Origin of the sequence: Oryzomicrobium sp. (assembly GCF_036820405.1) — a bacterium.
Classification (GTDB): domain Bacteria; phylum Pseudomonadota; class Gammaproteobacteria; order Burkholderiales; family Rhodocyclaceae; genus Oryzomicrobium.
In genome coordinates, this window is sequence record NZ_DAISLS010000012.1 from 130,958 (window position 1) to 155,060 (window position 24,103).

Sequence of the window (24,103 nt, forward strand, 5' to 3'; positions counted from 1 at the left end):
CGGCGCGACCCGGTCCGGGGGTATCGGGGCAGTGCGGCGCGTGGTGCTTGGTGGCAGGGGGCGGTGGCGGTGACGGATGGTTGGCCGTGGCGGGGCCGCTGCCGGTTGATACGGCGCGGCCACACCTACGTTCCGGCTTTCCTCCGCTTGTTCAGCTTGCCGTCGCCCCGTGCGGCCCTGAGGGGGCGGTTCGGCCTTGGCCTTGATTTCGCCCTAAATCGCCAGCCCGAGCGCGCTGGCCAGGGCCGTCAGGGCGTCCCGGGCGCCGGCGGCGATGCTTACGCCCTGGCCCCGGGGCAGGTCCGGATGGCGGGTGTTGATGCGGATCAGCGGCGCATCCAGGGCTTCGCCGATGTGGCGGATGGCGGGCAGGTCGATGCCGGCGCCCAGCTCGATCACCACCGGCTTTTCCACCGTCTGCCGCCATGCCTGGAAGCGGCGCCGCTGGGCGTCGCTCGGGGCGCTGTGCCACTGCCAGTCGTCGAACATCAGGATGTTGGGCCGGGCCAGTCCGCCGCACTGGGGGCAGGCCGGCAGGTCGGCGCCGGTCCATTCGCAGCGCCGGGCGTCGATCTGCGGCACCACGCCGTCGGCCGGCCACACGGCGTTGTCGCACGGCGTGAGGCATTGCAGGTGGTGGATCGAGCCGTGGATTTCCAGCACCCGTTCCGGGGCGAAGCCGGCCTTCTGGAACTGGCCGTCCACGTTGCTGGTGACGACGAAGGCGCCCCCGGGCATGGCCGCGCCCAGGGCGCGCAGCACGGCGAAACCGGCGTGGGGCGCGGTGTCCCGGTAGAGGGCCAGGCGGTGGCCGTAGAAGCCCCAGGCCCGGCGGGGTGCGCGCACGAAGGCGGCCGGGTTGGCGATGCGGGTGAAGTCGATGCCCGCCTCGGCCAGGGCCGGGTAGGCGCGCCAGAAGCCGGCGTTGCCGCGAAAATCGGGCAGGCCCGAATCCACCCCCATGCCGGCGCCGGCGGTGACGATCAGGCCGTCGGCCGTACCGATCAGCGCGGCGGCCCGGGCGATGGCCTGGTCGAAAGGGGAGGTGGGAGCAGTCATCGGCGTGGCGGAACGGGGAGGGCGGTTAATTTGTCGTGCGCACTGGGGGAAAAGCGAACCACCAAGGCACCAAGGGGGCGCCAAGAGTCACCAAGGAAAGACTTGCTGCCGGTTTCCATCTTGGTGCTGCTTGGTGTTCTTGGCGTCTTGGTGGTTCGCCTGTTCTCAGCGTTCTCTGCGGTTCTGCGAACGCTGCGTTGGATGCGGTTCAGCACGTCATCGCTATAGTTCCCATAAAAAAACGGCGAGGGCCACAAGGCGCCTCGCTGTTTTCGTGCCGCTCCCGCTCAGGACGCGGGGGCTGCTGGTTCAGGCTGTCGCGGCCTTAGTCGTCCCGGCCGAAGCGGGACGCCCGGTTGCCGCCATTGCCACCGTTGCCACCGGCGCCACGGCCGTCATGGGCGTGGTGCTGGGCGCGCTCGCCGGGGCGCTTGAAGCCGCCCTGCTTGGGGGCGAAGCCGCCGGGCTTGCCGCCGCCACGGTTCTTGTCGGTGCCGTTGAAGCCGCCCTTGCCCCGGTTGCCGTCGCCGAAACCGTGGTGGGTGAAGCCGGTGTAGTGCTCGGAAGCCCCCTGGGCGCCCTTGCCTTCGCGGGCCAGGAACTCGCGGCGCTGGATCTCGCGCTCGTCGAAGTCCCGGGGACGCTCGGGGCGGGCGTAGGGGTTGGCGTTGCCCCAGTTGGAGGGCTGACGCTCACCGCCGAACTTGCGTTCGCCGTAGGGGCGGTCGTTGCCGAACGGACGGTCGCCCTGGGGACGCTTGCCGTAGGGGCGGTCGCCGCCGTTGCCGTAGGGACGATCGCCTTGCGGCCGGTCGCCGTAGGGACGGGCCGGACGGTCGCCACGGTCGGCGAACTGGCGGTCTCCGCGGTCGCCGTAAGGCTTGCGCTCGCCGCCGCCGAAGCCACCTTCCTTGCGGAAGCCGGGCTTGCCGTTGCCGTAGCCGCCCTTGTTGCCGAACTTGCCGCCCCGGTTGTTGCCGCCTTCGCGGCGTTCCTGGCCGGGCTTGAAGCGGGCTTCCAGGCCCTCGATCTCGGTCACTTTCACCTTGTTGCCGATGAAGCGCTCGATGCGGCGCAGGGTGAACACGTCCTGCTTGCCGACGAAGGACACGGCCATGCCGGTGGCGCCGGCGCGGCCGGTGCGGCCGATGCGGTGCACGTAGTCCTCGGCGAACTTGGGCAGGTCGAAGTTGAAGACGTGGGTGATGGCCGGTACGTCGATGCCGCGGGCGGCCACGTCGGTGGCCACCAGCACCCGGGCGGCACCCTGGCGCAGCTGGTTGAGCATGCGGGTGCGCTGGCGCTGTTGCAGGTCGCCGTGCAGGGCCACGGTGGAGTGGCCGGCGGCGCCCAGTTCCTCGGCGAGCAGCTCGGCGTCGCGCTTGGTGGCGGTGAAGATGATGGCCTGGCCGGTGTCGTCCTTGGCCAGCCAGTGGTCGAGCAGGCGGCGCTTGTGGCCCATGTCGTCCACGTACACCACGTGCTGGTCGATGGCGTCCTGGCGGGACACTTCGGCCTTCACCGAGATCATCTGGGGCGACTTCATCAGCTGGCCGGTCAGGGCCTGCACGTTGGGCGACAGGGTGGCGGTGAAGCACACGGTCTGGCGTTCCGTCGGCAGCGCTTCGGCAATCGCCATCACGTCGTCGGAGAAGCCCATGTCGAGCATGCGGTCGGCTTCGTCCAGCACCAGCATTTCCAGGCGGGAGAAGTCGATGCGGCCGCTGTTCATCTGGTCCATCAGACGGCCCGGGGTGGCCACCAGGATTTCATAGGGGGAGGACAGCACCCGGTTCTGGTTGAAGTAGGACTCGCCGCCGGTGATGCACACCGTCTTCATGCGGTTGATGCCCTTGGCGAAGCTGATGGCGGCCTTGGACACCTGTTGGGCCAGTTCGCGGGTCGGGGTCAGCACCAGGAGGCGCGGGCCGATGGCGCGGGCCTTGGCGGGCTGCTGCTGCATGCGGGTCATGGCCGGCAGCAGGAAGGAAGCGGTCTTGCCGGTGCCGGTGGGGGCAGAGGCGATCAGGTCGGCGCCGCCGAGCAGGATCGGCAGGGCCTGGCGCTGCACCGGGGTGGGGGCGGTGATGCCCAGGGTGGTCAGGTTGCGCACGATGGGCGCGACCACGCCCAGTTCGGCAAAGAGGTTGGCCGGTGCTTCGGCGGCATCAGCGGCATCGGTGGCAATGGCGATGTCGGCGGCCTCGGCAGCAACGGTTTCGGTCGGCTCGGACGCCTGGGCGGGCGCGGCGCTGGCGGTAACGACGGCCTCGGGGGCGGCGTCGGCAGCGTCGGCGATGGCAATGGGGGCAGCGTCGAGATTCTCGATCGAAGAAACGGTCATCAGGTTTTCCTTGGATTGCGTAAAGGCTTGCCTGGTGGCAAGGGCGGGCCTCGGCAAACGCGAACGGCACCCAGCGCGCAAACACGACATGCGCAATTGGCCGCAACGGATTGGCGTAATCAACACCCACATCGACGCCAACCGGTATGCCGACCAGGAAACCCGGAAAACGGGCCCTGACGATAGGGGGCTAGAGATCGATGACTAGCGGTGACGGAAAAGCAATTCTGGCTGCCGGACTACACGGCTACGAGAGCAACGACTTCGCCGGCTGGCGGGGCTTTTCCCTGGAACGGTCAGAAAATTTTCGCCCACGTGACACCGGGCGAGGCACTCTGACTCCGAGGCAAGGGTGAGATTATGGCAGCTTTTGCTGCGCGGCACAAACCCGGGGCGGAAAAAGGCAATGGCCCATGGTCGGGAGCGCAAGCGGTGGGTCGCCCGGAGTGGCCTATAGTGAACGGATGGGCCGGGATGAAACCGGACGGCGCAGCGGTGCACCTGCGCATCGCGCTTGCCGTCCAGCCCCGGCCGTTCAGGAGTTGCGATCATGAGCAAGTTCAGACACGGCACCAAGGAACCGAAGAAGGCGCCCCTTCTCACCCCCAAGGAGCGCAAGGCGGCCAAGATGGCCAAGAAGCACCCCCACGAGGTCGAGGACGTGGTGGCGCCCTTGGTTGCCGGCGCCCAGCCTCATCATCACTGAGGTTGTTTTTCCGGCACGGCCGGCAGGGTGGGTGGGCCGGCGTCGCCGGTTCGTCGCTGCCTTGCCGCTGCTTCGCGCTGCTTCCGCTGGCGCGGCAGGGCGTTGTGGCGTCTGCCCGTCCGACGCCGGGTAGCTTGACCAATACGGCAGCCCGGCGCCGGGTGTGCCGGGCAGGTTGGCGTGTTCAGCCCGCCTTGGGCTTGAGCGACTTTCTGGCGTAGATGTCGTAGCGGCTCGACTTGCCCTCCAGCACGAAGCTGGGGGCCGGGCCGGCGATGGCCGGGGCCTTACGCGGGCGCTTCACCACCACCCGGTGGCTGGCCAGGGGCAGGGCCGCGGCCAGCAGGGCCGGGGCGTCGTCGTCGTCCCCTACCAGGGGGCGGAACAGGCGCATTTCCTTCTTCACCAGGGCGCTCTTGTCCCGGTGCGGAAACATCGGGTCCAGGTAGATCACCTGGGGCGGCTCGTCCGCCCAGGCGGCCATCGCCTCGATGGCGTTGCCCCGGATCAACCTCATGCGCGCCGCGATGGCGCCCACCTCCGGGTCCGCCGCCGCCCGGACCAGGCCGTCGGCGAGCAGGGCCGCCACCACCGGCTGGCGCTCCAGCAGGGTCATGGCGCAGCCCAGTTGGGCCAGCACGAAGGCGTCGCCCCCCAGGCCGGCGGTGGCGTCCAGCACCCTGGGGCGCACCCCGGGCTGCAAGCCCACTGCCTTGGCGATCATCTGCCCGGCCCCGCCGCCGTAGAGGCGCCGATGGGCCGCCGCTCCGGCGACGAAATCCACCCGAATCGGCCCCGGGGCGCCAGGCCCCAATTCCACCAGCTGCACTCCCTCGGGCCCCACCTGCACGGCGAATTCCGCGGCAGATTCCGCCCCGGGTAGGCCCAGTTGCGCCGCCAGGGCGGCGGCGGCAGCAGCGAACTCGGGGGCAAGGGGCTCGACGCGCAGGGCGAGGGCGGGATGGTCGGCGGACATGTGGCGGTGGGGGGAGGAAAGACGTTGGGGCGGATTCTGCTACCGGCTGCCGTGAATCTGTGGGCTGGGCGGGCCGGGCAGGGCCGTCGGGGCGGGAGCCCGAAATCGAGTGCCGCATCCCGGGCCACGCTTGACGGGCCCGGGATGCGGCGATGGGGGTTACGGCTTACTCGGCGGCGCCATTGCCGCCCGTGCCACCCTCGGCCGCCTTGCGCGGCCGGCGGCTGCGTGGGGCGGGCTTGCGGGCTGCGCTGGGCTTGCCTTGGGACGGTGCTTCCGCGGTGGGCGCGGCGGAGGCGGACGGCGTGTCCCCGTGCTTCGGCTGTTCCGCCTTGGCCGGCTTGGCCCGTTTGTTCGATTTTTCCGCCTTGTCCGCTTTCCCTGCTTTTGCCGCCTTGTTGGCGGTGCCCGCGCCGGCCGCACTGTCCGTTGCCGCTTGGGCGGGCGCCGCCGGCGTGTCCGCCGCGGCGGGCGCGGTGGTCTTGGTCGGGTTGCTGCTAGCGGTCCTGGCGGTCCTGGCGGTGCGGGCGCCCTGGCGGGGCGGCTTGCGCGGCGCGGCAGCCGGAGAGGCCGGGGCGGCGCTGTCGGCCGTACTCGCTTCGGCCTGGGCCGGCTGGCTGGGGACGGCGGTCGCGGCGGTATGGTCGGCCGGTACGGAGGGGGCTGCGGGCGTTACCGCGCTTTCCGATCCGGCGCCTTTGGCGCCGCGCGTATCCTGGCCGCGGCCCCGGCCACGGCGGCGGTCGCCAGCGGGCTTGGCCTGGGCCTGGGCCGGTTCTACCAGAGCAGAGTGCGGCTGGGCGACAGCGGCGCTGGCCTCGTCCGAAGCCGTCGATTGGTGCGCGTCGGCGGCCGGCGCCGCCTCGCCGCGGGGGGCGCTCTGGCTAATCTGAACCGCACTGTTGGGGCGGCAGACGTAGGTGCCGGACTTCTCGTCCCGGCCGATTTCCAGCAGGCCCCGGCTCTTGGCCTCGTCGAGCAGGCTGCCGAAGGCGCGGAAGCCGTAGTAGGCCTCGTTGAAGCCCGGGTTGCGGCGCTTCAGGGCTTCCTTGAGCACCGAGGCCCACAGCTTTTCGGTGTCGCTGCGGTCGGCCATCAGGGCGTCGAAGGTGGCGGCCACCATGTCCACGGCCTGGGCGCGGCGCTTGTCCATCTCTTCCTTGCGGCGCTTTTCCTCTTCCGGCGTGCGCTTGGGCGGCTGCTGGCTGTCCCGGTTGCGCTTGGCGGCGGCGCGTTGGCTCTCGCGCACCAGGTCGTCGTAGAAGATGAACTCGTCGCAGTTGGCGATGAGCAGGTCCGAGGTGGATTGCTTCACCCCCACGCCGATCACCTGCTTGGCGTTCTCGCGCAGTTTGGAGACCAGGGGCGAGAAGTCGGAATCGCCGGAGACGATGACGAAGGTATTGACGTGGGACTTGGTGTAGCAGAGGTCCAGGGCATCCACCACCAGGCGGATGTCGGCGGAATTCTTGCCCGACTGGCGCACATGGGGGATCTCGATCAGCTCGAAATTGGCCTCGTGCATGGTGGCCTTGAAGCCCTTGTAGCGCTCCCAGTCGCAATAGGCCTTCTTGACCACGATGCTGCCCTTGAGCAGCAGGCGCTCGAGCACCGGCTTGATGTCGAATTTATCGTACTGGGCATCGCGCACGCCCAGGGCGACGTTCTCGAAGTCGCAGAACACCGCCATGCTGACAGTGTCGTTGGATGAAGCCATGTTGTTCTCCGTGGGGTGCCGGGCAACGGCCCGGGGCACCGAGGGCGCCATGATAACGAGTCCGGGAACGGGGGCGGGGAAATCTGCGGGGGCGAACTGGCGCCGCGCCCGTGGTTTCAGGCCGAATCGGCGAGTCGGTAGAGGATGGCTGCCATTGTGACGGCGACCAGGATCAGGAATTTGCGCAGGTCGCCGTCACGGGCTTTGCCTAGCAGGCCGCGAAAGACGTAGAAGCCGATGAGGAGCCCGAGGGCTTTGATGACGATATCCATCGTATGGCAGGGTTTATTTAATCAAGGTATGCATTATGTATTTTTTGCCTGTTTCTTGGGCGTTCTGTCATAGCCTTGAGCTAAAAGAGTAATTCAGTGTTATCCACAGCCCTGTCCCCATTTTCTGGGGAAAGTGCCGGGCGTCCGAATGGTCGCCCTTCCAAACCCCGCGCCGGACAAGGGATTCCAGAGGGTGCGGCTGGAGAGCGAGGCGGGGCGCGGGGTTTGGCCCTGGCGGGCTGGAGATGGCCGCCCAGCCTGGAGTTTGGGGCCGGCATCTTTATGCGCCTCCATGGTGGCGGCATGGCCGGGGTGCGGCCGGCTAGGTCCGGCGGGCGGGGCGGGCGTAGCATGCGACCTTTGCACCGTGCCCGCCGATGAGGGGCGGCGCGGTCTGGCGTTGGAGCATGCGGCGATGAACGTTGCCTTCCTGAGACGGCAATTCAGCAGCAACCGGTGGCGGGTGCGCGCCACCTTGTGGACGGCGGCCCTGGTGGCGGGCGGCACGGTGGTGTTCTTCGCCAAGCTGGCGGAGTGGGCCTTGCACCTCTTCGACGGCCTGGTGGCGGGGCGGCCCTGGCTGCCCTTCCTGCTCGCCCCGGCCGTCGGCATGGCCACCGTGTGGCTGACCCGACGCTACGTGCCCGGGGCCCAGGGCAGCGGCATTCCCCAGGTGATCGCCGCCACCCGCATCGCCGCCAAGGGGGGCGAGGTGGGGGGGCTGGTGTCCCTGCGCATCGCCGCGGGCAAGGTGCTGCTGGGCGGGTTTGCGCTGCTGGGCGGCTTTTCCGCCGGGCGGGAGGGGCCGTCGGTGCAGGTGGCGGCGTCGATCCTGCATTTTTCCCACCGCTTCCTTCCCTATTCCCGGGCGATTCGGCCCCAGGATCTGTTGATCGCCGGGGGCGCGGCGGGCATCGCGGCGGCCTTCAACACGCCGCTGGCCGGCATCGTCTTCGCCATCGAGGAACTGGGACGGCGCCTGGAGGCTCGCACCAGCGGCGTACTGGTCAGCACCATCATCATCGCCGGCCTGGTGGCCATCGCCCTGCTCGGCAATTACAACTACTTCGGCAAGCTCAAGGTGGCAGCCCTGGGCGATTCGGTGATCCTGCCCGTCCTGGCCGGCGGCCTGGCCACCGGCCTGCTCGGCGGGCTGTTCAGCCGCCTGATGCTGTGGCCCCTGTATCGCAGCGACAGCCCCCTTTGGCAGTGGCGCGCCCGCCATCCGGTGCTCTTCGCCGGGGGCTGCGGCCTGGCGGTGGCGCTGCTCGGCCTGGTCAGCGCCGGGGCCTCCTACGGTAGCGGCTACGCCATCACCGCCCAGGTGGTGGCCGGCGAGGTGCAGCTGCCCTGGTACGTGGCCATCGCCCGCTTTCTCGCCACCCTGGCCAGCTACTTCTCGGGCATTCCCGGCGGCATCTTCGCCCCGTCCCTGGCCATCGGCGCCGGGCTGGGCTCGACCCTGGCCCAGCTCCAGGCCAGCACCGACGCCATTCCCCTGATCGCCCTGTGCATGGCCGGCTTTCTCGCAGCGGTGACCCAGTCGCCGATCACCTCGGCGATCATCGTCATGGAAATGGTGGACGGCCATGAGATGGTCATCAGCCTGATGGCCATCGCCCTGCTGGCCAAGGCGGTCAGCTCGCGCATCAGCCCGGAGCTGTACCAGAAGCTCGCCACGGGCTGGCTGCCCGCGCCGCGCAAGGGGCCCGAGGCGTAGGCCGCGCCATCGCGCCGCCTGTTTTTTGGGCGGTGCGTCATGTGCCCGGGGCAAAAGGGAAAAATCCGGTTGTCCACAGCCCTTTCCCCAGTTTCTGGGGAAATTCTTCAGGCCGCCCCGCCAAGGTCCGCGCCGGATAAGGCGTTCCACGATGCCTGCCTGGAAAACCAATAGGGACGCGGGGTTTGGCGGTGGCAATCCGAAGGTCGGCGCCCCTATTGGTTTTCCGGGGGGCGGATAAAAAAAGCCCGGCAGCGGAAGGGGCGCTGCCGGGCCAAGCGAGTAGCGTGGATCGTGGGAGTCGGGCATCCACGGGGTGGCCGTCACGACCCCGGGCGGGGCCGTGGCGGCCGGTCAGGCGGTGGCGCCCTCCAGGGTCGGGTAGTCCAGGTAGCCCTCGCTGCCGCCGCCGTAGAAGGTGGCGGAGTTGGCTTTGTTGAGGGGGGCGTTTTCGCGCAGGCGGCGCACCAGATCCGGGTTGGCGATGAACGGGCGGCCGAAGGCCACCAGGTCGGTATGGCCGGAGGCGACGGCTTCCACGGCGGTGTCCCGGGTGTAGCCGTTGTTCACGATCCAGGCGCCGGGGAAGGCGCGGCGCAGGGCGTCGTAGTCGAAGGCCGGGGCGTCGGGCGGGGTGCGCTTGCCGCCGGTCTCGCCCTCGATCATGTGCACGTAGGCCAGGCCCAGGGGGGCGAGCTGGTCCACCACGTAGCCGTAGAGGGCCTGGGGATCGCTGTCGAGCGGCGTGGCGCCGCCGAAGGTGGTGAGGGGGCTCAAGCGGATGCCGGTGCGGCCGGGGCCGGCGGCCTGGGCCACGGCCTTGGTCGCGTCGAGCAGCAGGCGGGCGCGGTTTTCGATGCTGCCGCCGTAGGGGCCGCTGCGGTCGTTCACGCTGTCGCGCAGGAACTGCTCGATCAGGTAGGTGTTGGCGGCGTGCACTTCGACGCCGTCGAAGCCGGCCTCGATGGCGCAACGGGCGGCGTGGGCGTAGTCGGCGATCAGGCCGGGGATCTCGTCGTCGCGCAGGGCCCGGGGCGGGGTGGTGTCCACGAAACCTTCACTGGTGAAGGTCTTCAGGCCGGCCGGGGCGTGGTTGGTGGAGGACACCGGGGCGGCGCCGCCGGGCAGCAGGGAGCTGTGGGAGATGCGGCCCACGTGCCAGAGCTGGATGACGATCTTGCCGCCAGCGGCGTGCACTGCGTCGGTCACCTTGCGCCAGGCCGCCACCTGCTCGGGGGTGTAGATCCCCGGGGTGTCCAGGTAGCCCTGGGCCATGGCGTTGATGGGGCTGGCCTCGGCGATGATCAGGCCGGCGGTGGCGCGCTGTCGGTAGTAGTCCACCATGATCTCGGTGGGGATGCCGCCGATGGCCCGGTTGCGGGTCAGCGGCGCCATGACGATGCGGTTGGCCAGGGCGATGTCGCCCACCTGGATGGGGTCGAAGAGGGTGGTCATGCACGTGCTCCTGTGGGTGTGTCGGATGGGGGGGAGGGGACTACAGGGCTGCTTGAAGGATGCGGCGGACGGCGGCGATGTCCACCGTCTGGCGTTCGCCCAGGGCGGTCATGCCGTGGGCCTGGAGCTGGGCGGCGACCTTGTCCGCGGCCTCGGCGCCGATGCCGTAGTCGCCGAGGCGGGTCTTGACGCCGAGGGATTCGAAGAAAGCCTGGGTACGGTCGATGGCCGCGTCGATGCGCTCGTCGGCGCCGCCGGAGTGGATGGCCCACACCTGGGCGGCGTACTGGAGCAGCTTGTCGCGCTTGGCTGCGCGGCACTCGCGCATCAGGGCGGGCAGGACGATGGCCAGGGTCTGGGCATGGTCCAGGCCGTACAGGGCGGTGATCTCGTGGCCGATCATGTGGGTGGCCCAGTCTTGCGGCACCCCGGCGCCGATCAGGCCGTTCAGCGCCTGGGTGGCGGCCCACATCAAGTTGGCGCGCACGTCGTAGTCCTGGGGCGTGGCCAGGGCCTGGGGGCCGACCTCGATCAGGGTCTGCAACAGGCCCTCGGCGTAGCGGTCCTGCACCGGGGCGTTGGCCGGGTAGGTCAGGTACTGCTCCATGACGTGCACGAAGGCATCCACCGCCCCGTTGGCGATCTGGCGCGGCGGCAGGGTGTAGGTCTTGACCGGGTCGAGCACCGAGAACCGGGGGAAGACGTGGGCGCTGGCAAAGCCCAGCTTGGCCTGGCGGGCGCGGCGGCTGACCACGGAGAAGTTGTTCATCTCCGAGCCGGTGGCCGGCAGGGTCAGCACGCAGCCCAGGGGCACGGCTTGGGTCACCTGGGCGCCGTGGGTCTCCAGGATCTGCCACGGATCGCCCGGGTAGTCGACGGCAGCGGCGACGAACTTGGTGCCGTCGATCACCGAGCCGCCGCCCACGGCCAGCAGGAAGTCGAGCTTTTCGGCGCGGATCAGGGCCACGGCTTCCATCAGGGTGTCGAACTCCGGGTTCGGCTCGATGCCGCCGAAGCGGCGCACGGTACGGTTGCCCAGGGCGGCCTCCACCTCGGCCAGGGTGCCGTTGCGCTCGGCGCTGCCGCCGCCGTAGAGCACCAGCACCTTGGCGTCGGTGGGCACCAACTGGTCGAGCTGGGCGATGCTGCCCTGGCCGAAGACGATGCGGGTCGGGTTGTAGTAGTCGAAGTTCTGCATGGCGGGCCTTTGGGAAAACTGTGGTGGATGCGTCGCGGGTACGTCGTGAATGCGGGGGTGCTAATTAGACCGGTCGTCTAGTTGCTGGTTGATGACGGGTACGATGGGAAAACAGTCATGGCGGCCGTTTGGATGGGCTTGGGGGGTTAGGCAGCGGCGGGTTCGGAAGCCGGCGCGAGCAGCCGCTCGGTGGCGGCCATGGCCTGTTCCAGGGGCGTTGCGGTGCGGTGCAGCTTGGCCAGCAGGCTGGCGCCGAGCCACAGCTGGTAGAGGGTTTCGGCAGTTTCCCGGGGCGGCAGGGCGGGTAGGGAGCCGTCCTCGGCGCCGGCGGCGATGCAGCCGGCCAAGCGGCGGATCACCCCTTCGGTGCCGTCGCGCAGGGCCAGGCGCATGGGTTCGGACAGGTCGGCCACCTCGCCGCTCAGCTTCACCACCAGGCATTTCTGGTCGGTGCAGCCGGTGCATTGGGTATCCACCCACTGCTGCCAGTAGCGCAGCAGGCGCCCCCGGGCCGGGTAGGCCGGGTTGGTGAGCAGGGTGTCGACGCGCTCCAGGTAGCAGGCGAAGTAGTCCTCGATGAGGGCCTGGCCGAACTGCTCCTTGGACTTGAAGTAGTGGTAGAAGGAGCCCTTGGGCACATCCGCCGTCTGCAGAATCTCGGTCAAACCGACGCAGGAGAACCCCTTGCCGGCAATGATGCGCTTGCCGGTGTCGAGGATGTGCTGGCGGGTGTCGTCGTAGTGGGCCTTCATGACGACGTAGGATAGGCGAAATTAGACCGGTCGTCTAGTAATTTTCTTGCCGAGGTTCCGGGCGGTGTGAGTGGGTCGGAATGCTGGGCCGGGACACTAGATTCCCGGCGGTCGCGCAGCACCGCACCGGTTGACGGGCTGGGCAACGAGGATGAGAGGAGGTGCGTATGTTTGGTGCTGCTCACGGTGTGGCGGTATTGGTCTTCGTCCTGGCCATTACCGGTGTCCTGCCGGGCTGGCTGGCGGCCATCGTTTTTGCAGCCTTTGGACTGCTGCTGCTGGCGTGGCTCATCCTGATCTTCTTGCCGCCCATCGCCCGCGCTTTTTTCGACTTGTGGCGCTGACTGGCGCGGTGGCCGGGAGCCCAGTGCTATCCCCGGCTACGTTGGCCGACACGGGGTTATATGGGACTGACCGCGCCGGCCTTCACCTGCAACCCGCCTTGACCGATGTGCCGGCCGTGGCGCCTCCCGCCATTGCCCGTTTTGCGGGCATGGCGTCATATGCCTGAGGGCAAAGGGGAAATCCGGCTTATCCACAGACCTTTCCCCATTTTCTGGGGAAAGCCGCCGGGCCGCTGCCCGGAAGGCCGCGCCAGTGCTCGATCTCCACGATGCCTCTTCGAAAAGCCACGGCTGGCGCGGGGTTTGGGATAGGCATCGCGGAGATGCCCGTCCCTATTAGGGTTTGGCGGAGGAGGGGGGCGGGGGCGGCATGCCCACCATGTCCCCGGCGCGCACCCAGCGGTCGAAGTCCTCGGCGTTGACGTGGCCCAGGGCCAGGGCGGCGGCCTTGAGGGTGGTGCCTTCGTGGTGGGCGTGCTTGGCGATGGCCGCTGCCTTGTCGTAGCCGATGTGGGGCGCCAGGGCGGTGACCAGCATCAGGGAGCGTTCCACCAGTTCGGCGATGCGGCCGGTGTTGGGGGCGATGCCGCGCACGCAGTGCAGGGTGAAGCTGGCCATGCCGTCGGCCAAGAGGCGCAGGCTTTGCAGCACGTTGTGGGCGATCAGGGGCTTGAACACGTTCAGCTCGAAATTGCCCGAGGCGGCGCCCACGGTGATCGCCACGTCGTTGCCGAAGACCTGGGCGCAGACCATGGTCAGGGCCTCGCACTGGGTCGGGTTCACCTTGCCCGGCATGATCGAGCTGCCCGGCTCGTTCTCCGGCAGGCTGATCTCGCCCAGGCCGGAACGGGGGCCGGAGGCCAGCCAGCGCAGGTCGTTGGCGATCTTCATCAGCGCCGTGGCCAAAGTCTTGAGCGCCCCATGGGCCGCCACCAGGGGCTCGTGGCCGGCCAGGGCGGCGAAGCGGTTGCCTGCCACGGTGAACGGCAGGCCGGTGGCCGCCTCCAGCTCCCGGGCCACCCGGGGGCCGAAGTCGGGTGGGGCGTTGAGGCCGGTGCCCACCGCCGTGCCGCCCACCGCCAGGGCCAGCACTGCGGGCAGGGTGGCCTCGATGGCGGCGTGGGCCAGATCGAGCTGGGCCACGTAGCCAGAAAATTCCTGGCCCAGGGTCAGGGGCGTGGCGTCCTGCAAATGGGTACGGCCGATCTTGACGATGGGGGCGAACTCCCGGGCCTTGGCGTCCAATTCGGCGCGCAGGGCGGCCAGGGCCGGCAGCAGGTGGTGGTGCAACGCCCGGGCGGCGGCCACGTGCATGGCGGTGGGAAAGATGTCGTTGGACGACTGGCTGCGGTTCACGTCGTCGTTGGGATGCACCCGGCGCTTTTCGCCCCGCTCGCCGCCGAGCAATTCTGAGGCCCGGTTGGCCAGCACCTCGTTCATGTTCATGTTCGACTGGGTGCCCGACCCGGTCTGCCACACCGCCAGGGGGAATTCCTCCGGATGTTTGCCCGCCAGCACCTCGTCGGCAGCGGCAGCGATGGCCGTGGCCGTGTCGGTCGGCAGCCCGGCCAAATCCCGGTTGGCCAGGGCCGCGGCCCGCTTGACCAGAGCCAGGGCCGCCACCAGCTCCGCCGGCATGCGCTCGGTGGAAATGGCAAAGTGTTCCCGGGACCGCTGGGTCTGGGCGCCCCACAACCGCTCGGCCGGAACGGCGATGGGTCCAAAGGTATCCCGCTCGGTGCGGGTGGCGGGGGGCTGGGTGGGGGCAGGCATGGCGTTCTCCGGGTGAGTTTTCATCCTAGACCTGTCGGCGGGTGGAGTCAGGGGGAGGAGGGAGCTGTGGAGGGGGGCGGTTGGCTACGGTTTCGTGCCATGTCTGACTACAGACAATCGCTGAACTGACTACCTCTGCGTCATCAGGCTGTAATCGGCCAGGAGCGGTCAGTCGCCGTTTTCACGTCGCGGTCACTCAGAAGTCGACTCCACTCTGAGAGCGGCCGCCCAGCAAACGCGAGTCACTCCGCCTCAACGTCCATTCAGGTATTCTTTAGTCATGAATATCTTCAGAGTGTTATGCCTACGGCACTCATCGAAAACTAAGCCAAAAGAGAGATATGCCCTCCGGACCGACTCAAATCCCCTCTAGGGGTAAGTGCATCTATTGTGGAAAAAGCAATTGCCGACTAACAGATGAGCATATCGTGCCACTCAGCTTAGGAGGGGTGCATGTGCTCAAAGAGGCCAGCTGCGATGTCTGTGCAAAGATAACATCGAATTTTGAGCGAGAGGTGGCGCGTAATCTCTGGGGTGATGCTCGTATCAGTTATAACGCCCCATCTAGACGAAAAGCGAAAAGACCAAAGTATTACCTTCACCCAAATACGCTTTCCCCCGCAAACCCACTGAAAATCCCTTATTCTGAATATCCAGCTCCGATGCTTTTCTATCGGATGCCTCTGGCGGGGATACTGCTTGGCCTCCCTCCTAGTGTTGATCAATCAGCACTCTGGCAGCTTGTAATGGTCAGTGATCCAGAAAAAGCAAAGGCTTTTGAGGAGAAATGGGGGGTTGCACTAGTAGCAAAGATCAAACATGTACCCGACGATTTTGCACGGTTACTCATTAAGATCGCTTATGGACAAATTTTAACGTCGCTTGGACCTGAAGATTTCAATCCGATCTGCCTTCCGTATCTGCTAAATCCAGGCATGAATTACTCATACATTGTCGGAGGGCGCTGGGACTACCCACCTGCGATGGAAGGGATTGGGTATTCGATGAGTACGAACTGTATTAGTTTCCCCGACCGGTTGCTCCTGATTGCAGAAATCAGGCTTGTTGCCAACTGCATGACCCCGGTGTACCACGTTGTGGTCGGGGATGTTGTAGGAAGGGAGCAGGTTAAAAATGCCATGTCGAAAATTGAAGCAACAGTTGAAGTAAAAGTATCTGACGAGCATTTATATAAAAAACCGGACTCACCCCAATTCCATTGGATGCCGACCACATGGCCAATGCCAGGATGGACCGACTAAATACATATGGTCAAAATCCAAGCACTCCAGGGGGCAGTTAGCTTGTAGTTCAACCTTGCCAGCTTGTGACCAACTCGGCATCAGCGGCAGCCTAGGCACATCCTCGTTTATGACCAATCTCATCGACTGGCTGCTGTACTCTATTACTAGCCTTTCAGTTGGCCGCAGCAGGAAGGTCGCCTCTGGGTCGATTACTGCCGTTTAAGCCTGTGTTTACTCAATGCCCGGACAAGATGTATATCGGGATTAGGCTGACTACGAAGAAGTTGGACTAGAAGGTTTGGTGCTGGGGCTACAGATGGTGGAGACGAGCAGGTCGCTGGCCTCGGGGGCGAAAGGAACAGCCGACGCCCCCCGGATCACCCCTTGACCGTCTCTTAGCGGCCGCTGTCTTGCCCCAGCCCCGCTCCCGGAGGCAGCCCAGGCAGCACACTAGCCAGCATCCGCTCAGTAAGTTCCGCCGCGCTCTGGCTGCCGCCGGGCTGGAACCACTGCACGGTCCAGTTCATGCCGCCGAGGATGAAGCGACGCAGGATGCGGGTGTCGCCGTGGACCAGGCCGGCCTTGGCGGCGTCGTCGAGCACCGACTGCCACAGGGCCTCGTAGGCATCGCGCAGCACCACGATCTCTTCCCGGCCTTGGGGCGAGAGGCTGCGCCACTCGTAGAGCAGGGCGATCATGGCGTCGTGGCCGACCCCTTCGAGCAGGGTGATCATGTGGCTGCGGAACAGGGCGGCGAGCCGGTCGGCCGGGTCGGTGTAGCGGGCCACGGCGGCGTTGCCGAGGCGGATCACCGCCTCGATGCCCTGGGCCATCACCGCCATCAGGATTTCTTCCTTGTTGCGGAAGTGGTGGAACAGGCTGCCCGATTGCAGCCCCACCGCCTTGGCCAGTTCACGCACCGTGGTGCGCTCGTAGCCCAGCTCGCGGAAGAGGCGGGCGGCGGCGCTGACCAGCTCGTCGCGGCGGCTGTCGGGGGAGGCGTCCGGCGTGGCGGAAGGGGTTGGGGCGTCCGGCGTGGCGGGCATGGCGGTTCCTGGGGCGGTGTAAGGGCGGGGCGCCGGGCCATCCCGGCCGCCGGGCGGAATTATAGGGGAGTCGGCGCCGGGCTTCGGTTTGGAACTATCGGCGCGACTTGGCCGGGCCTGCGGTGAAAGCGGGGCGAACCACCAAGGCTCCAAGAGAGTGCCAAGTTTCACCAAGGAAAGGCGATTGCCCCGTTTTATGTGGTGTTCCTTGGTGTTCTTGGCGTCTTGGCGGCCCACCTTTCCTTCGGCCGGCAAGTTGCCCGGCCATGCTTATTTCCCTTCGCTTCCCGCCCTCTTTACTTCGGTTGCAGGCGGATGGCCCCGTCGAGGCGGATCACCTCGCCGTTCAGGTAGCCGTTCTCGGCGATGTGGCGCACCAGGGCGGCGAACTCGGTGGCCCGGCCGAGGCGGGGCGGGAAGGGCACGGTGGGGCCGAGGGAATCCTGCACCTCTTGCGGTAGCCCGTGCAACATGGGCGTCTCGAAGATGCCCGGGGCGATGGTCATCACCCGGATGCCGTGGCGGGCCAGTTCCCGGGCCAGGGGCAGGGTCATGGCCACCACGCCGCCCTTGGTGGCGGAATAGGCGGCCTGGCCGATCTGGCCGTCGAAGGCGGCCACCGAGGCGGTATTGACGATCACCCCGCGCTCGCCGCCGGCGTCCGGGGCGTTGCCGGCCATGGCCTCGGCGGCCAGGCGGATCATGTTGAAGGTGCCCACCAGGTTCACCTGCACCGCCTTGGCGAACACGCCCAGGCGGTGGGGGCCGTCCTTGCCCAGCACCTTTTCGCCCACGGCGATGCCGGCGCAATTGACCAGGCCGCGCAGGCCGCCGAAGGCTTCGCGGGCCAGGGCCACGGCGTTGGCAGCGCTGGCCTCGTCGGCCACGTCGGTGTGGGCGAAGCGGGCGGCGTCGCCCAGTTCGGTGACCAGGGCCTCGCCGGCTTCCCGGTTGAGGTCGGCGATCACCACCTTGCCGCCGGCGGCGACGATGGCCCGGGCGGTGGCGGCGCCCAGGCCGGAGCCGCCGCCGGTGACGATGAAGGGACTGTCGGTCAGGTTCATGGTTGTTCCTTGATTGGCTTCTTGTTGGGATTGAGGTCGGGGTTGGGGGGGGGCGGAGCTGGCGTTACAGCCGCTCGATGATGGTGGCGGTGGCCATGCCGTGGCCGATGCACATCACTTGCAGGCCGAACTGGCCGCCGGTGGCTTCCAGGCCGGTGAGCAGCTTGGCCATCAGTCCGGCGCCGGTGGCGCCCAGAGGGTGGCCGTGGGCGATGGCGCCGCCCCAGGGGTTAACCTTGGCCATGTCCGGCTTGAATTCCCGGGCCCAGGCCAGCACCACGGTGGCGAAGGCCTCGTTGATCTCGACGCGGTCGATGTCGGCCAGGGTCAGGCCGGCCTTGGCCAGGGCCAGGCGGGTGGCGGGGATCACCCCGTCGAGCTGCATCACCGGGTCGGAGCCGGTCACCACCCGGGCACGAAAGCGCGCCCGGGGGCGCAGGCCGTCGGCCTGGGCCACGGCCCGGTCGGCGATGAGCAGGGCGGCGGCGCCGTCGGACATCTGGCTGGCGTTGGCGGCGGTGACCACGCCCTGGCCCTCGGGGCGAAACACCGGGGCCATGGCGGCCATGCGCGCCTCGTCGAGCACCTCGCGCACCCCTTCGTCCCGGGCCAGCACCATGGGGTTGCCGTCCGCATCGACCCCCGGGGTGGGCAGAATCTCCTTATGCACACCGGCCTGGTGGGCGGCGGCGGCGCGGCGGTGGCTCTCCTTGGCGTAGTCGTCGGCCTCGGCGCGGCTGATCTGCCAGCGGTCGGCCAGGCGCTCGGCGCTTTCCACCTGGTGGACCAGGGCGTGGCGCTCGAACAGGGCCGGGTTGAGGTCCTCGAAGCCGCGGAATTCGTGGCGGCCCAGGGTCACGTCGAGGAACATCGGCACCCGGGTCATGCTCTCGACGCCGCCGGCCACCACGTAATCCATGTCGCCAGCGGCCACCGCCTGGGCGGCGAAGTGGGCCGCCTGCTGGCTGGAGCCGCACATGCGGTTGAGGGCCACGCCGGGCACGCAATCGGGCAGGCCGGCCAGCATCGAGGCCAGGCGGCCCACGTTGGCGCCCTGTTCGCCAGCCTGGCTGACGCAGCCGGCGATGACGTCGCCGATGCGCTCGGGGGCGACGCCGCTGCGCTTGACCAGGCTGCCCACGGCGTGGGCGAGCAGGCTGTCGGGGCGGGTGTCGCGCAGGGCGCCCTTGCGCCGGCCGAAGGGGGTGCGCAGGGCGTCGATGATGACGGGTTCGTGCATGGCAAGCCTCGTAAGAATGTTGGAGTGTTGAAAACGTCGGGAAGGTAGAAAAGGGGGTGCAGGGATCTGGAACGCGGGGCGGCGCTCAGGTCCGCAGCAGTTCGCGGGCGATGATGTTGCGTTGGATCTCGCTGGTGCCTTCGTAGATCTGTAGCACCTTGGCGTCGCGGAACAGCTTTTCCACCGGGTATTCGGTGCTGTAGCCCATGCCGCCGAACACCTGCACCGCCTCGGTGGCGGCCCACATGGCGCCGTCGGCGGCCACCGCCTTGGCGATGGAGGCCTGGCGGGTGTTGGGCAGGCCCGCATCCACCAGGCTGGCGGCTTGGTAGGCGAGCAGCCGGGCCGATTCGCCGCGCATCGCCATCTCCGCCAGCTTGTGGGCGATGGCCTGGTGCTCGACGATGGGTCGGCCCATGGTCTGGCGCTCCCGGGCGTAGGCCAGGGATTCGTCCAGGCAGCGCTGGATCAGGCCGACGCCGAAGGCCGCCACCATGGGGCGGGAGCGGTCGAACACCTTCATGGCGATGGAGAAGCCCGTGCCCGGGGCGCCGATCACCGCGTCGTCCGGAACGAACACCTGGTCGAGGAACACCTCGGCGGTGGGGGCGGCCCGCTGGCCGAGCTTTTCCAGGGGCGCACCGATGCGCAGCCCGGGGCTGCCGGCTTCCACGGCGAACACGGTCATGCCCCTGTGGCCCGCCTCCGGGTCTGTCTTGGCGAACACCAGCAAAAAGCCGGCGATGGGGGCGTTGGAAATCCAGATCTTGCTGCCGGACAGTTGCCAACCGCCGGCGACCCGCTCGGCCCGGGTGCGGATGGCGGCCACGTCGGAGCCGGCGCCCGGCTCGGTGAGGGCGTAGCTGGCGAATTCGCCTTCGGCCAAGCGGCCCAGGTAGCGGCGCTGCTGTTCCGGGGAGCCGGCCACCAGCAGTACCTCGGCGGCCAGGGCGTTGATCGACAGGGCCGAGCCGATGCCTAGGCAGGCGTGGGAGAGCTGCTCGGTGACCAGCACCAGCTCGGTGCTGCCCAGGCCGGCGCCGCCGCAGTCGGCGGGCAGGGTGACCTTGGTCAGGCCAAGCTCCAGGGCCTGGCGGGCCACGTCGAGGGGGAATTCATGGCGCCGGTCGGCCTCCGCCGCCCGGGGAATGATCTCGTTGCGGGCGAAGTCGGCGGCCAGGTCGCGGATCAGGCGCTGCTCGTCGGTGAGGGTGAAGTTCATGGCGGTTGTCGGAATGCGGGCGTGAGTCGGGCCGGCCTTCCCCGCCGGGGCGGGGAAGGGGCTGGGAAAACAGGGGGAAAGGGGAGGGGGAGGGAGTTAGCCCGGCTGGCTGTAGCGCACCCGCAGCTCGCGCTTGAGCAGCTTGCCCGAGGCGTTGCGCGGCAATTCGTCCACGAAGAAGATGTTCTTCGGCACCTTGAAGGGGGCCAGCTTGCCCTTGGCGTGGGCCACCAGGTCGTCGGCGCTGGCCTGCTGGCCGGCCTTGAGGGTGACCACGGCGGTGACGGCCTCGATCCACTTCTCGTCGGGGAGGGCGATCACCGCCACCTCGGCCACCGCCGGGTGGGTGTAGAGGCACTCTTCCACCTCGCGGCTGGAAACCACCACGCCACCGGTGTTGATGATGTCCTTGATGCGGTCCACCACGTACAGGTAGCCGCCCTCGTCCAGGGTGCCCACGTCGCCGGAGTGGAACCAGCCGCCGGCAAAGGCTTCGGCGCTCTGCTCGGGCTTGTCCCAGTAGCCGACCATGGCCTGGGGGCTGCGGTGGATGATCTCGCCCATCTCGCCCGGGGCCACGTCCTCCATGGCGTCATTGACCACCCGGGTCTCGACGTTGAGCACCGGACGGCCGGCGGAGGCCGGGCGCTCGGCGTGCTCGGCGGGGGAGAGGACGGTGGCCAGGGGCGCCACTTCGCTCTGGCCGTAGCAGTTGTAGAGACCCACCGCCGGCAGACGCTGGCGCATTTCCTGGAGCACCGGCACGGGCATGATCGAGGCGCCGTAGTAGCCCTTGCGCAGGCTGGTCAGGTTGTGGCGGTCGAAGCCCGGGTGGCGCAGCAGGGCGATCCACACCGTGGGCGGGGCGAAGAAGGAGGTGATGCCCTCCTTTTCAATCAGCTCGAAGCACAGCTCGGGCAGGGGCGCCGGAATCACCAGGGTGGTGGCGCCCATGAGCAGGTGCGGCATCAGGAAAACGTGCATCTGGGCCGAGTGGTAGAGCGGCAGGGACGCCAGGGAGCGATCCTCGCCCTTCAGGTCGCAGGCGACGATGCAGCTGACGTACTCGGCCAGCAATGCCCGGTGGGTCATCATCGCGCCCTTGGGGGCGGCGGTGGTGCCCGAGGTGTACAACAGCTGGGCCACGTCGTTCTCGTCGATTTCCACCTCCGGCGTGGTAGCCGGCAGGGACGCGTCACCGGCCGCGGCCAGCACGTCCCGGGCGGCATCGGCGCCGCCGTGCAGGGTGCCGAAGGCGGCGCACTTCAGTTCGGGGCGCACGTGGTCCACGTGTTCGGCGATGGCCGGATCGTAGAACAGGGCGCTGGCGCCGGACTGGGCGACGATGTACTTCAGCTCGCCCTCGGTCAGGGCGTAGTTGATCGGCACATGGATCAGCCCGGCTCGGGTGCAGGCCAGCCACAGGATCACGTAGGCGTCCGAGTTCTTGCCGTAGGCCGCCACCCGGTCGCCCCGGGACAGGCCCAGGCCGAGCAGCCGGTGGGCGACCCGGTTGGCCGCCGCGTCCAGTTCGGCGTAGGTCCAGCGCCGCTCGGCAAAGATCAGGGCGGTCTTGTCCGGGGACTTGCTCACGGCGCGACGGACGGCATCGCCGATGGTGTTGCGGGTGACGCGCCGCATTTCTGCGATGTCTGCGGAGTGCTGCACAGCCATGGTTGTCTCCTCTTGTGTCCTTGTCTGACCCAGGCCGGCAGCAGCGGGCAACAGGGTTTTACCTTGTGCTTCGGCCGCTTTGCCGGCTCGGAAAATCCGGAATCTTTTTCAACCAAGCAAGCGCTTGGTTTGGCGTAAGGTAGCAAGAGGTGGCGGGTACGTCAAACGTTGCCGTGCTACGCCTCTCGATGCCGCCACAAGCCCGGGAGCGCGAGACGAAGGCCGTTGCCGCACGGGGCGAACAGCTGCGACCACGGCGGGCCTCTGCCATGTCGGCCATGCCTGGGATGAAGACTCAGGCTGCCCGGAAAGGACATGGGCAGTTCCGGAGTCCGGAACCGTCCATGACCGGGCCGGCCAGGGAGAATCAGCGCTTGATGCGCGTGATCTTGGTGCCTTCGATGCTGAGGCTGACCATCAGTCCCTGCTGGTCGAAGATGAAGGCGTAGGCGTCGTCCTTCAGGGTCGAGGTCGACAGGTTCTTGGCGATGCCTTCATTGACGACCACCACCGATGGTCCGACGCCGATTTCCCAGCCCTTGGACTTGTCCAGGTATTTGATGGCCTTGTTGTTCATCAGAAAGACGACGTAGCCGTAGGATTCGGCGCCGGCCTGCCAGCCCCAGGAGGCGGACACGGAGTTGTAGTAGCCCAGGCGCTTGGCGCCCTGGTTCAGCACTCCCTCGCCGTAACTGCCGCCGAATACCAGGCCGGCCTTGATGACCTTGGGGAAAACCAGCACCGCCCGGGCCTTCTTGCCCAGGCTCTCGGCGAGGGGGTTGGATTTGTAGAGAATCTGCAGCGCCTGATCCGCCTCTTTGTCCAGGTCTTCGGCGCTGGCCGCGTGGGCGAAGCCGTTGAACATGCCGAGGGAGAGGAACGCCAGCAGGGCCAGGGCAAACGTGTGAAGAGTGGGACGTGCATGGTTCATGGTTGTTTCCTTCATGTCGTTCCGCGACCAAGGCGCAGCGGAGGTGGCGTCATGGCGGCCCCGGCCGGGGCGCCTGGTATTACAACTTCCCGCAAAGCGGGAGCGGCTAGTGCGCCCTGACGGATGGCAATGCATACCCCGCCATCCTCTGCACCGATATCTAGGGTCGCCATGGCTGTTTCTTTATAGTTCCCGCCCGGCTGCCGCGCCAATCCGGCGGGGGCGGTCAGTCCAGGGACTTGCGGAAGCGCAGTACCGCGGCGGCCAGCAGCACGGCGGCGATGGCCGCCAGGGCGAGCATCTGGGGCCATAGGGCTTCCAGGCCAACGCCCTTGAGGAAGGTGGCGCGGATGATCACCAAGTAGTAGCGCAGCGGGTCCACGTAGGTCAGCCATTGCAGGACCGGGGGCATGCTGGCGATGGGGAAGCTGAACCCGGAAAGGATGAACATCGGGTTGAGCACGAAGAAGTTGGACGAGAAGGCCTGCTGCTGGGTGCGGCAGATGGTGGAGATGAGCAGGCCGATGGCCAGGGTGGCGAAGAGGAACAGGCAGGTGCCGAGCAGCAGCACCAGGGGATTGCCGCGAAAGGGCACGCGGAACCAGGCCATGCCCACCCCGGCGACGATGGACACTTCGAGCAGGCCGATGAGGAAGAAGGGCAGGGTCTTGCCGATGATGAATTCGAAAGGCCGGATCGGCGTGACCAGGATCTGCTCCAGGGTGCCCACCTCCCGCTCGCGCACGATGGCAAAGGCGGTGAGGTTGACGATGGTGATCAGGGTCAGTGTGCCGATCACCCCGGGGACGAAGAACCAGCGGCTGTTGAGGTTGGGGTTGTACCAGTAGCGCTCGGCCACCTCGACGCTGACGATGGGCTTGCCCTGGAGCCGGCCGGTGCGTTCCGCCAGGTTCTGGGCGTAGGTCTGGCCGAAGTCTCCGGCGATCTGGCCCACGTAGCCCAGGGCGATCAGGGCCGAGTTGGAATTGGTGCCGTCCACCAGCACCTGCAATGGCGCCGTCTGGCCCTTGCGCAGCAACTCGGCGAAGCCGGCCGGGATGACGATGCCGAGCTGGGCGTCGCTGGCCTCCACCGCGTCGCGCACGTCGGCCACCCGGCGGGCCGGGGCCGCCAGGGCGAAGCGGCTGCTGCGCAGGAAGGCGTCTTCCAGGGCACGGCTCTCCTGGCTGCGGTCCTGGTCGAGGATGACCGTGGAAACGTTGAACACCTCGAAGGTGGCGGCGTAGCCGAACAGCACCATCTGCACGATGGGCGGGATGAGCAGGCGGAAGCGGGCCGACTTGTCGCGGCGCAGCTGGAGGAATTCCTTGATCAGCAGGTGCAGGATGCGGCCGAGCATGGCGGG

General features: G+C 67.9%; 20 protein-coding genes. 4 read left to right on the forward strand and 16 right to left on the reverse strand.

What is annotated here, in order from left to right; all coding sequences use genetic code 11:
- Nucleotides 1-213: 213 nt before the first annotated feature.
- Both V7Z98_RS13190 and V7Z98_RS13195 read right to left on the reverse strand, forming a co-directional pair.
- Nucleotides 214-1,059 (reverse strand): SIR2 family NAD-dependent protein deacylase, encoded by an 846-nt coding sequence (locus V7Z98_RS13190; RefSeq protein WP_334158466.1) that lies wholly within the window; start codon nt 1,057-1,059, stop codon nt 214-216.
- A 325-nt stretch (nt 1,060-1,384) separates the two neighbouring features.
- On the reverse strand, nt 1,385-3,403 hold the full coding sequence (locus V7Z98_RS13195; RefSeq protein WP_334158468.1) for a DEAD/DEAH box helicase: 2,019 nt from the start codon (nt 3,401-3,403) through the stop codon (nt 1,385-1,387).
- Between the two features lie 550 nt (nt 3,404-3,953).
- On the opposite strand from V7Z98_RS13195, the gene V7Z98_RS13200 reads away from it, so the two are divergent.
- Entirely contained in the window at nt 3,954-4,109 is a 156-nt protein-coding gene (locus V7Z98_RS13200) for a hypothetical protein (protein WP_334158470.1), read from the forward strand.
- A gap of 184 nt (nt 4,110-4,293) precedes the next feature.
- Here V7Z98_RS13200 and V7Z98_RS13205 read toward each other — a convergent pair whose 3' ends face one another.
- From V7Z98_RS13205 to V7Z98_RS13215, 3 genes are all read right to left on the reverse strand, one after another.
- Nucleotides 4,294-5,085 carry a class I SAM-dependent methyltransferase gene (locus V7Z98_RS13205; protein ID WP_334158471.1) on the reverse strand — a complete coding sequence of 264 codons (792 nt, stop codon included), beginning with the start codon at nt 5,083-5,085 and terminating at the stop codon, nt 4,294-4,296.
- A gap of 166 nt (nt 5,086-5,251) precedes the next feature.
- A complete protein-coding gene (locus V7Z98_RS13210; protein ID WP_334158473.1) occupies nt 5,252-6,802 on the reverse strand; it encodes an NYN domain-containing protein in 1,551 nt (516 codons plus the stop codon).
- Nucleotides 6,803-6,918: 116 nt separating this feature from the next.
- Entirely contained in the window at nt 6,919-7,074 is a 156-nt protein-coding gene (locus tag V7Z98_RS13215; protein WP_334158474.1) for a hypothetical protein, read from the reverse strand.
- Nucleotides 7,075-7,489: 415 nt separating this feature from the next.
- Here V7Z98_RS13215 and V7Z98_RS13220 point away from each other — a divergent pair, with 415 nt between their 5' ends.
- On the forward strand, nt 7,490-8,794 hold the full coding sequence (locus V7Z98_RS13220; protein ID WP_293260191.1) for a chloride channel protein: 1,305 nt from the start codon (nt 7,490-7,492) through the stop codon (nt 8,792-8,794).
- A 354-nt stretch (nt 8,795-9,148) separates the two neighbouring features.
- Here V7Z98_RS13220 and V7Z98_RS13225 read toward each other — a convergent pair whose 3' ends face one another.
- The 3 genes from V7Z98_RS13225 to V7Z98_RS13235 all read right to left on the reverse strand — a co-directional run bounded on the left by V7Z98_RS13225 (nt 9,149) and on the right by V7Z98_RS13235 (nt 12,199).
- Nucleotides 9,149-10,249, reverse strand: coding sequence for an alkene reductase (locus V7Z98_RS13225; protein WP_334158475.1), 1,101 nt, complete (start codon nt 10,247-10,249; stop codon nt 9,149-9,151).
- A 40-nt stretch (nt 10,250-10,289) separates the two neighbouring features.
- The gene (locus V7Z98_RS13230) at nt 10,290-11,447 is read right to left on the reverse strand and encodes an iron-containing alcohol dehydrogenase (protein WP_334158477.1); all 1,158 of its coding nucleotides are present in this window, start codon (nt 11,445-11,447) and stop codon (nt 10,290-10,292) included.
- Between the two features lie 146 nt (nt 11,448-11,593).
- Nucleotides 11,594-12,199 carry a TetR/AcrR family transcriptional regulator gene (locus tag V7Z98_RS13235; protein ID WP_334158478.1) on the reverse strand — a complete coding sequence of 202 codons (606 nt, stop codon included), beginning with the start codon at nt 12,197-12,199 and terminating at the stop codon, nt 11,594-11,596.
- 167 nt (nt 12,200-12,366) lie between these two features.
- Between V7Z98_RS13235 and V7Z98_RS13240 the strand changes: the two genes are divergently transcribed.
- The gene (locus V7Z98_RS13240; RefSeq protein ID WP_293260203.1) at nt 12,367-12,543 is read left to right on the forward strand and encodes a hypothetical protein; all 177 of its coding nucleotides are present in this window, start codon (nt 12,367-12,369) and stop codon (nt 12,541-12,543) included.
- Nucleotides 12,544-12,879: 336 nt separating this feature from the next.
- On the opposite strand, the gene fumC is transcribed toward V7Z98_RS13240, so the two are convergent.
- Complete coding sequence (gene fumC / locus V7Z98_RS13245; RefSeq protein WP_334158481.1) at nt 12,880-14,316, reverse strand: class II fumarate hydratase; 1,437 nt, start codon at nt 14,314-14,316, stop codon at nt 12,880-12,882.
- A gap of 341 nt (nt 14,317-14,657) precedes the next feature.
- On the opposite strand from fumC, the gene V7Z98_RS13250 reads away from it, so the two are divergent.
- The gene (locus tag V7Z98_RS13250) at nt 14,658-15,578 is read left to right on the forward strand and encodes an HNH endonuclease (RefSeq protein ID WP_334158482.1); all 921 of its coding nucleotides are present in this window, start codon (nt 14,658-14,660) and stop codon (nt 15,576-15,578) included.
- Between the two features lie 377 nt (nt 15,579-15,955).
- On the opposite strand, the gene V7Z98_RS13255 is transcribed toward V7Z98_RS13250, so the two are convergent.
- The 7 genes from V7Z98_RS13255 to V7Z98_RS13285 all read right to left on the reverse strand — a co-directional run bounded on the left by V7Z98_RS13255 (nt 15,956) and on the right by V7Z98_RS13285 (nt 24,097).
- Nucleotides 15,956-16,606 (reverse strand): TetR/AcrR family transcriptional regulator, encoded by a 651-nt coding sequence (locus tag V7Z98_RS13255; RefSeq protein WP_334158484.1) that lies wholly within the window; start codon nt 16,604-16,606, stop codon nt 15,956-15,958.
- Between the two features lie 296 nt (nt 16,607-16,902).
- Nucleotides 16,903-17,670, reverse strand: a complete 768-nt coding sequence (locus tag V7Z98_RS13260; protein WP_334158485.1) for an SDR family NAD(P)-dependent oxidoreductase — start codon at nt 17,668-17,670, stop codon at nt 16,903-16,905.
- Between the two features lie 64 nt (nt 17,671-17,734).
- Nucleotides 17,735-18,910, reverse strand: coding sequence for a thiolase family protein (locus tag V7Z98_RS13265; protein WP_334158487.1), 1,176 nt, complete (start codon nt 18,908-18,910; stop codon nt 17,735-17,737).
- A gap of 85 nt (nt 18,911-18,995) precedes the next feature.
- Entirely contained in the window at nt 18,996-20,132 is a 1,137-nt protein-coding gene (locus tag V7Z98_RS13270; RefSeq protein ID WP_334158488.1) for an acyl-CoA dehydrogenase family protein, read from the reverse strand.
- Between the two features lie 96 nt (nt 20,133-20,228).
- Nucleotides 20,229-21,806, reverse strand: a complete 1,578-nt coding sequence (locus V7Z98_RS13275; protein ID WP_334158490.1) for an acyl-CoA synthetase — start codon at nt 21,804-21,806, stop codon at nt 20,229-20,231.
- A 367-nt stretch (nt 21,807-22,173) separates the two neighbouring features.
- A complete protein-coding gene (locus tag V7Z98_RS13280) occupies nt 22,174-22,737 on the reverse strand; it encodes a lipid-binding SYLF domain-containing protein (protein ID WP_334158492.1) in 564 nt (187 codons plus the stop codon).
- Nucleotides 22,738-22,963: 226 nt separating this feature from the next.
- Entirely contained in the window at nt 22,964-24,097 is a 1,134-nt protein-coding gene (locus V7Z98_RS13285) for an ABC transporter permease (protein ID WP_293260229.1), read from the reverse strand.
- Nucleotides 24,098-24,103 lie beyond the last annotated feature (6 nt).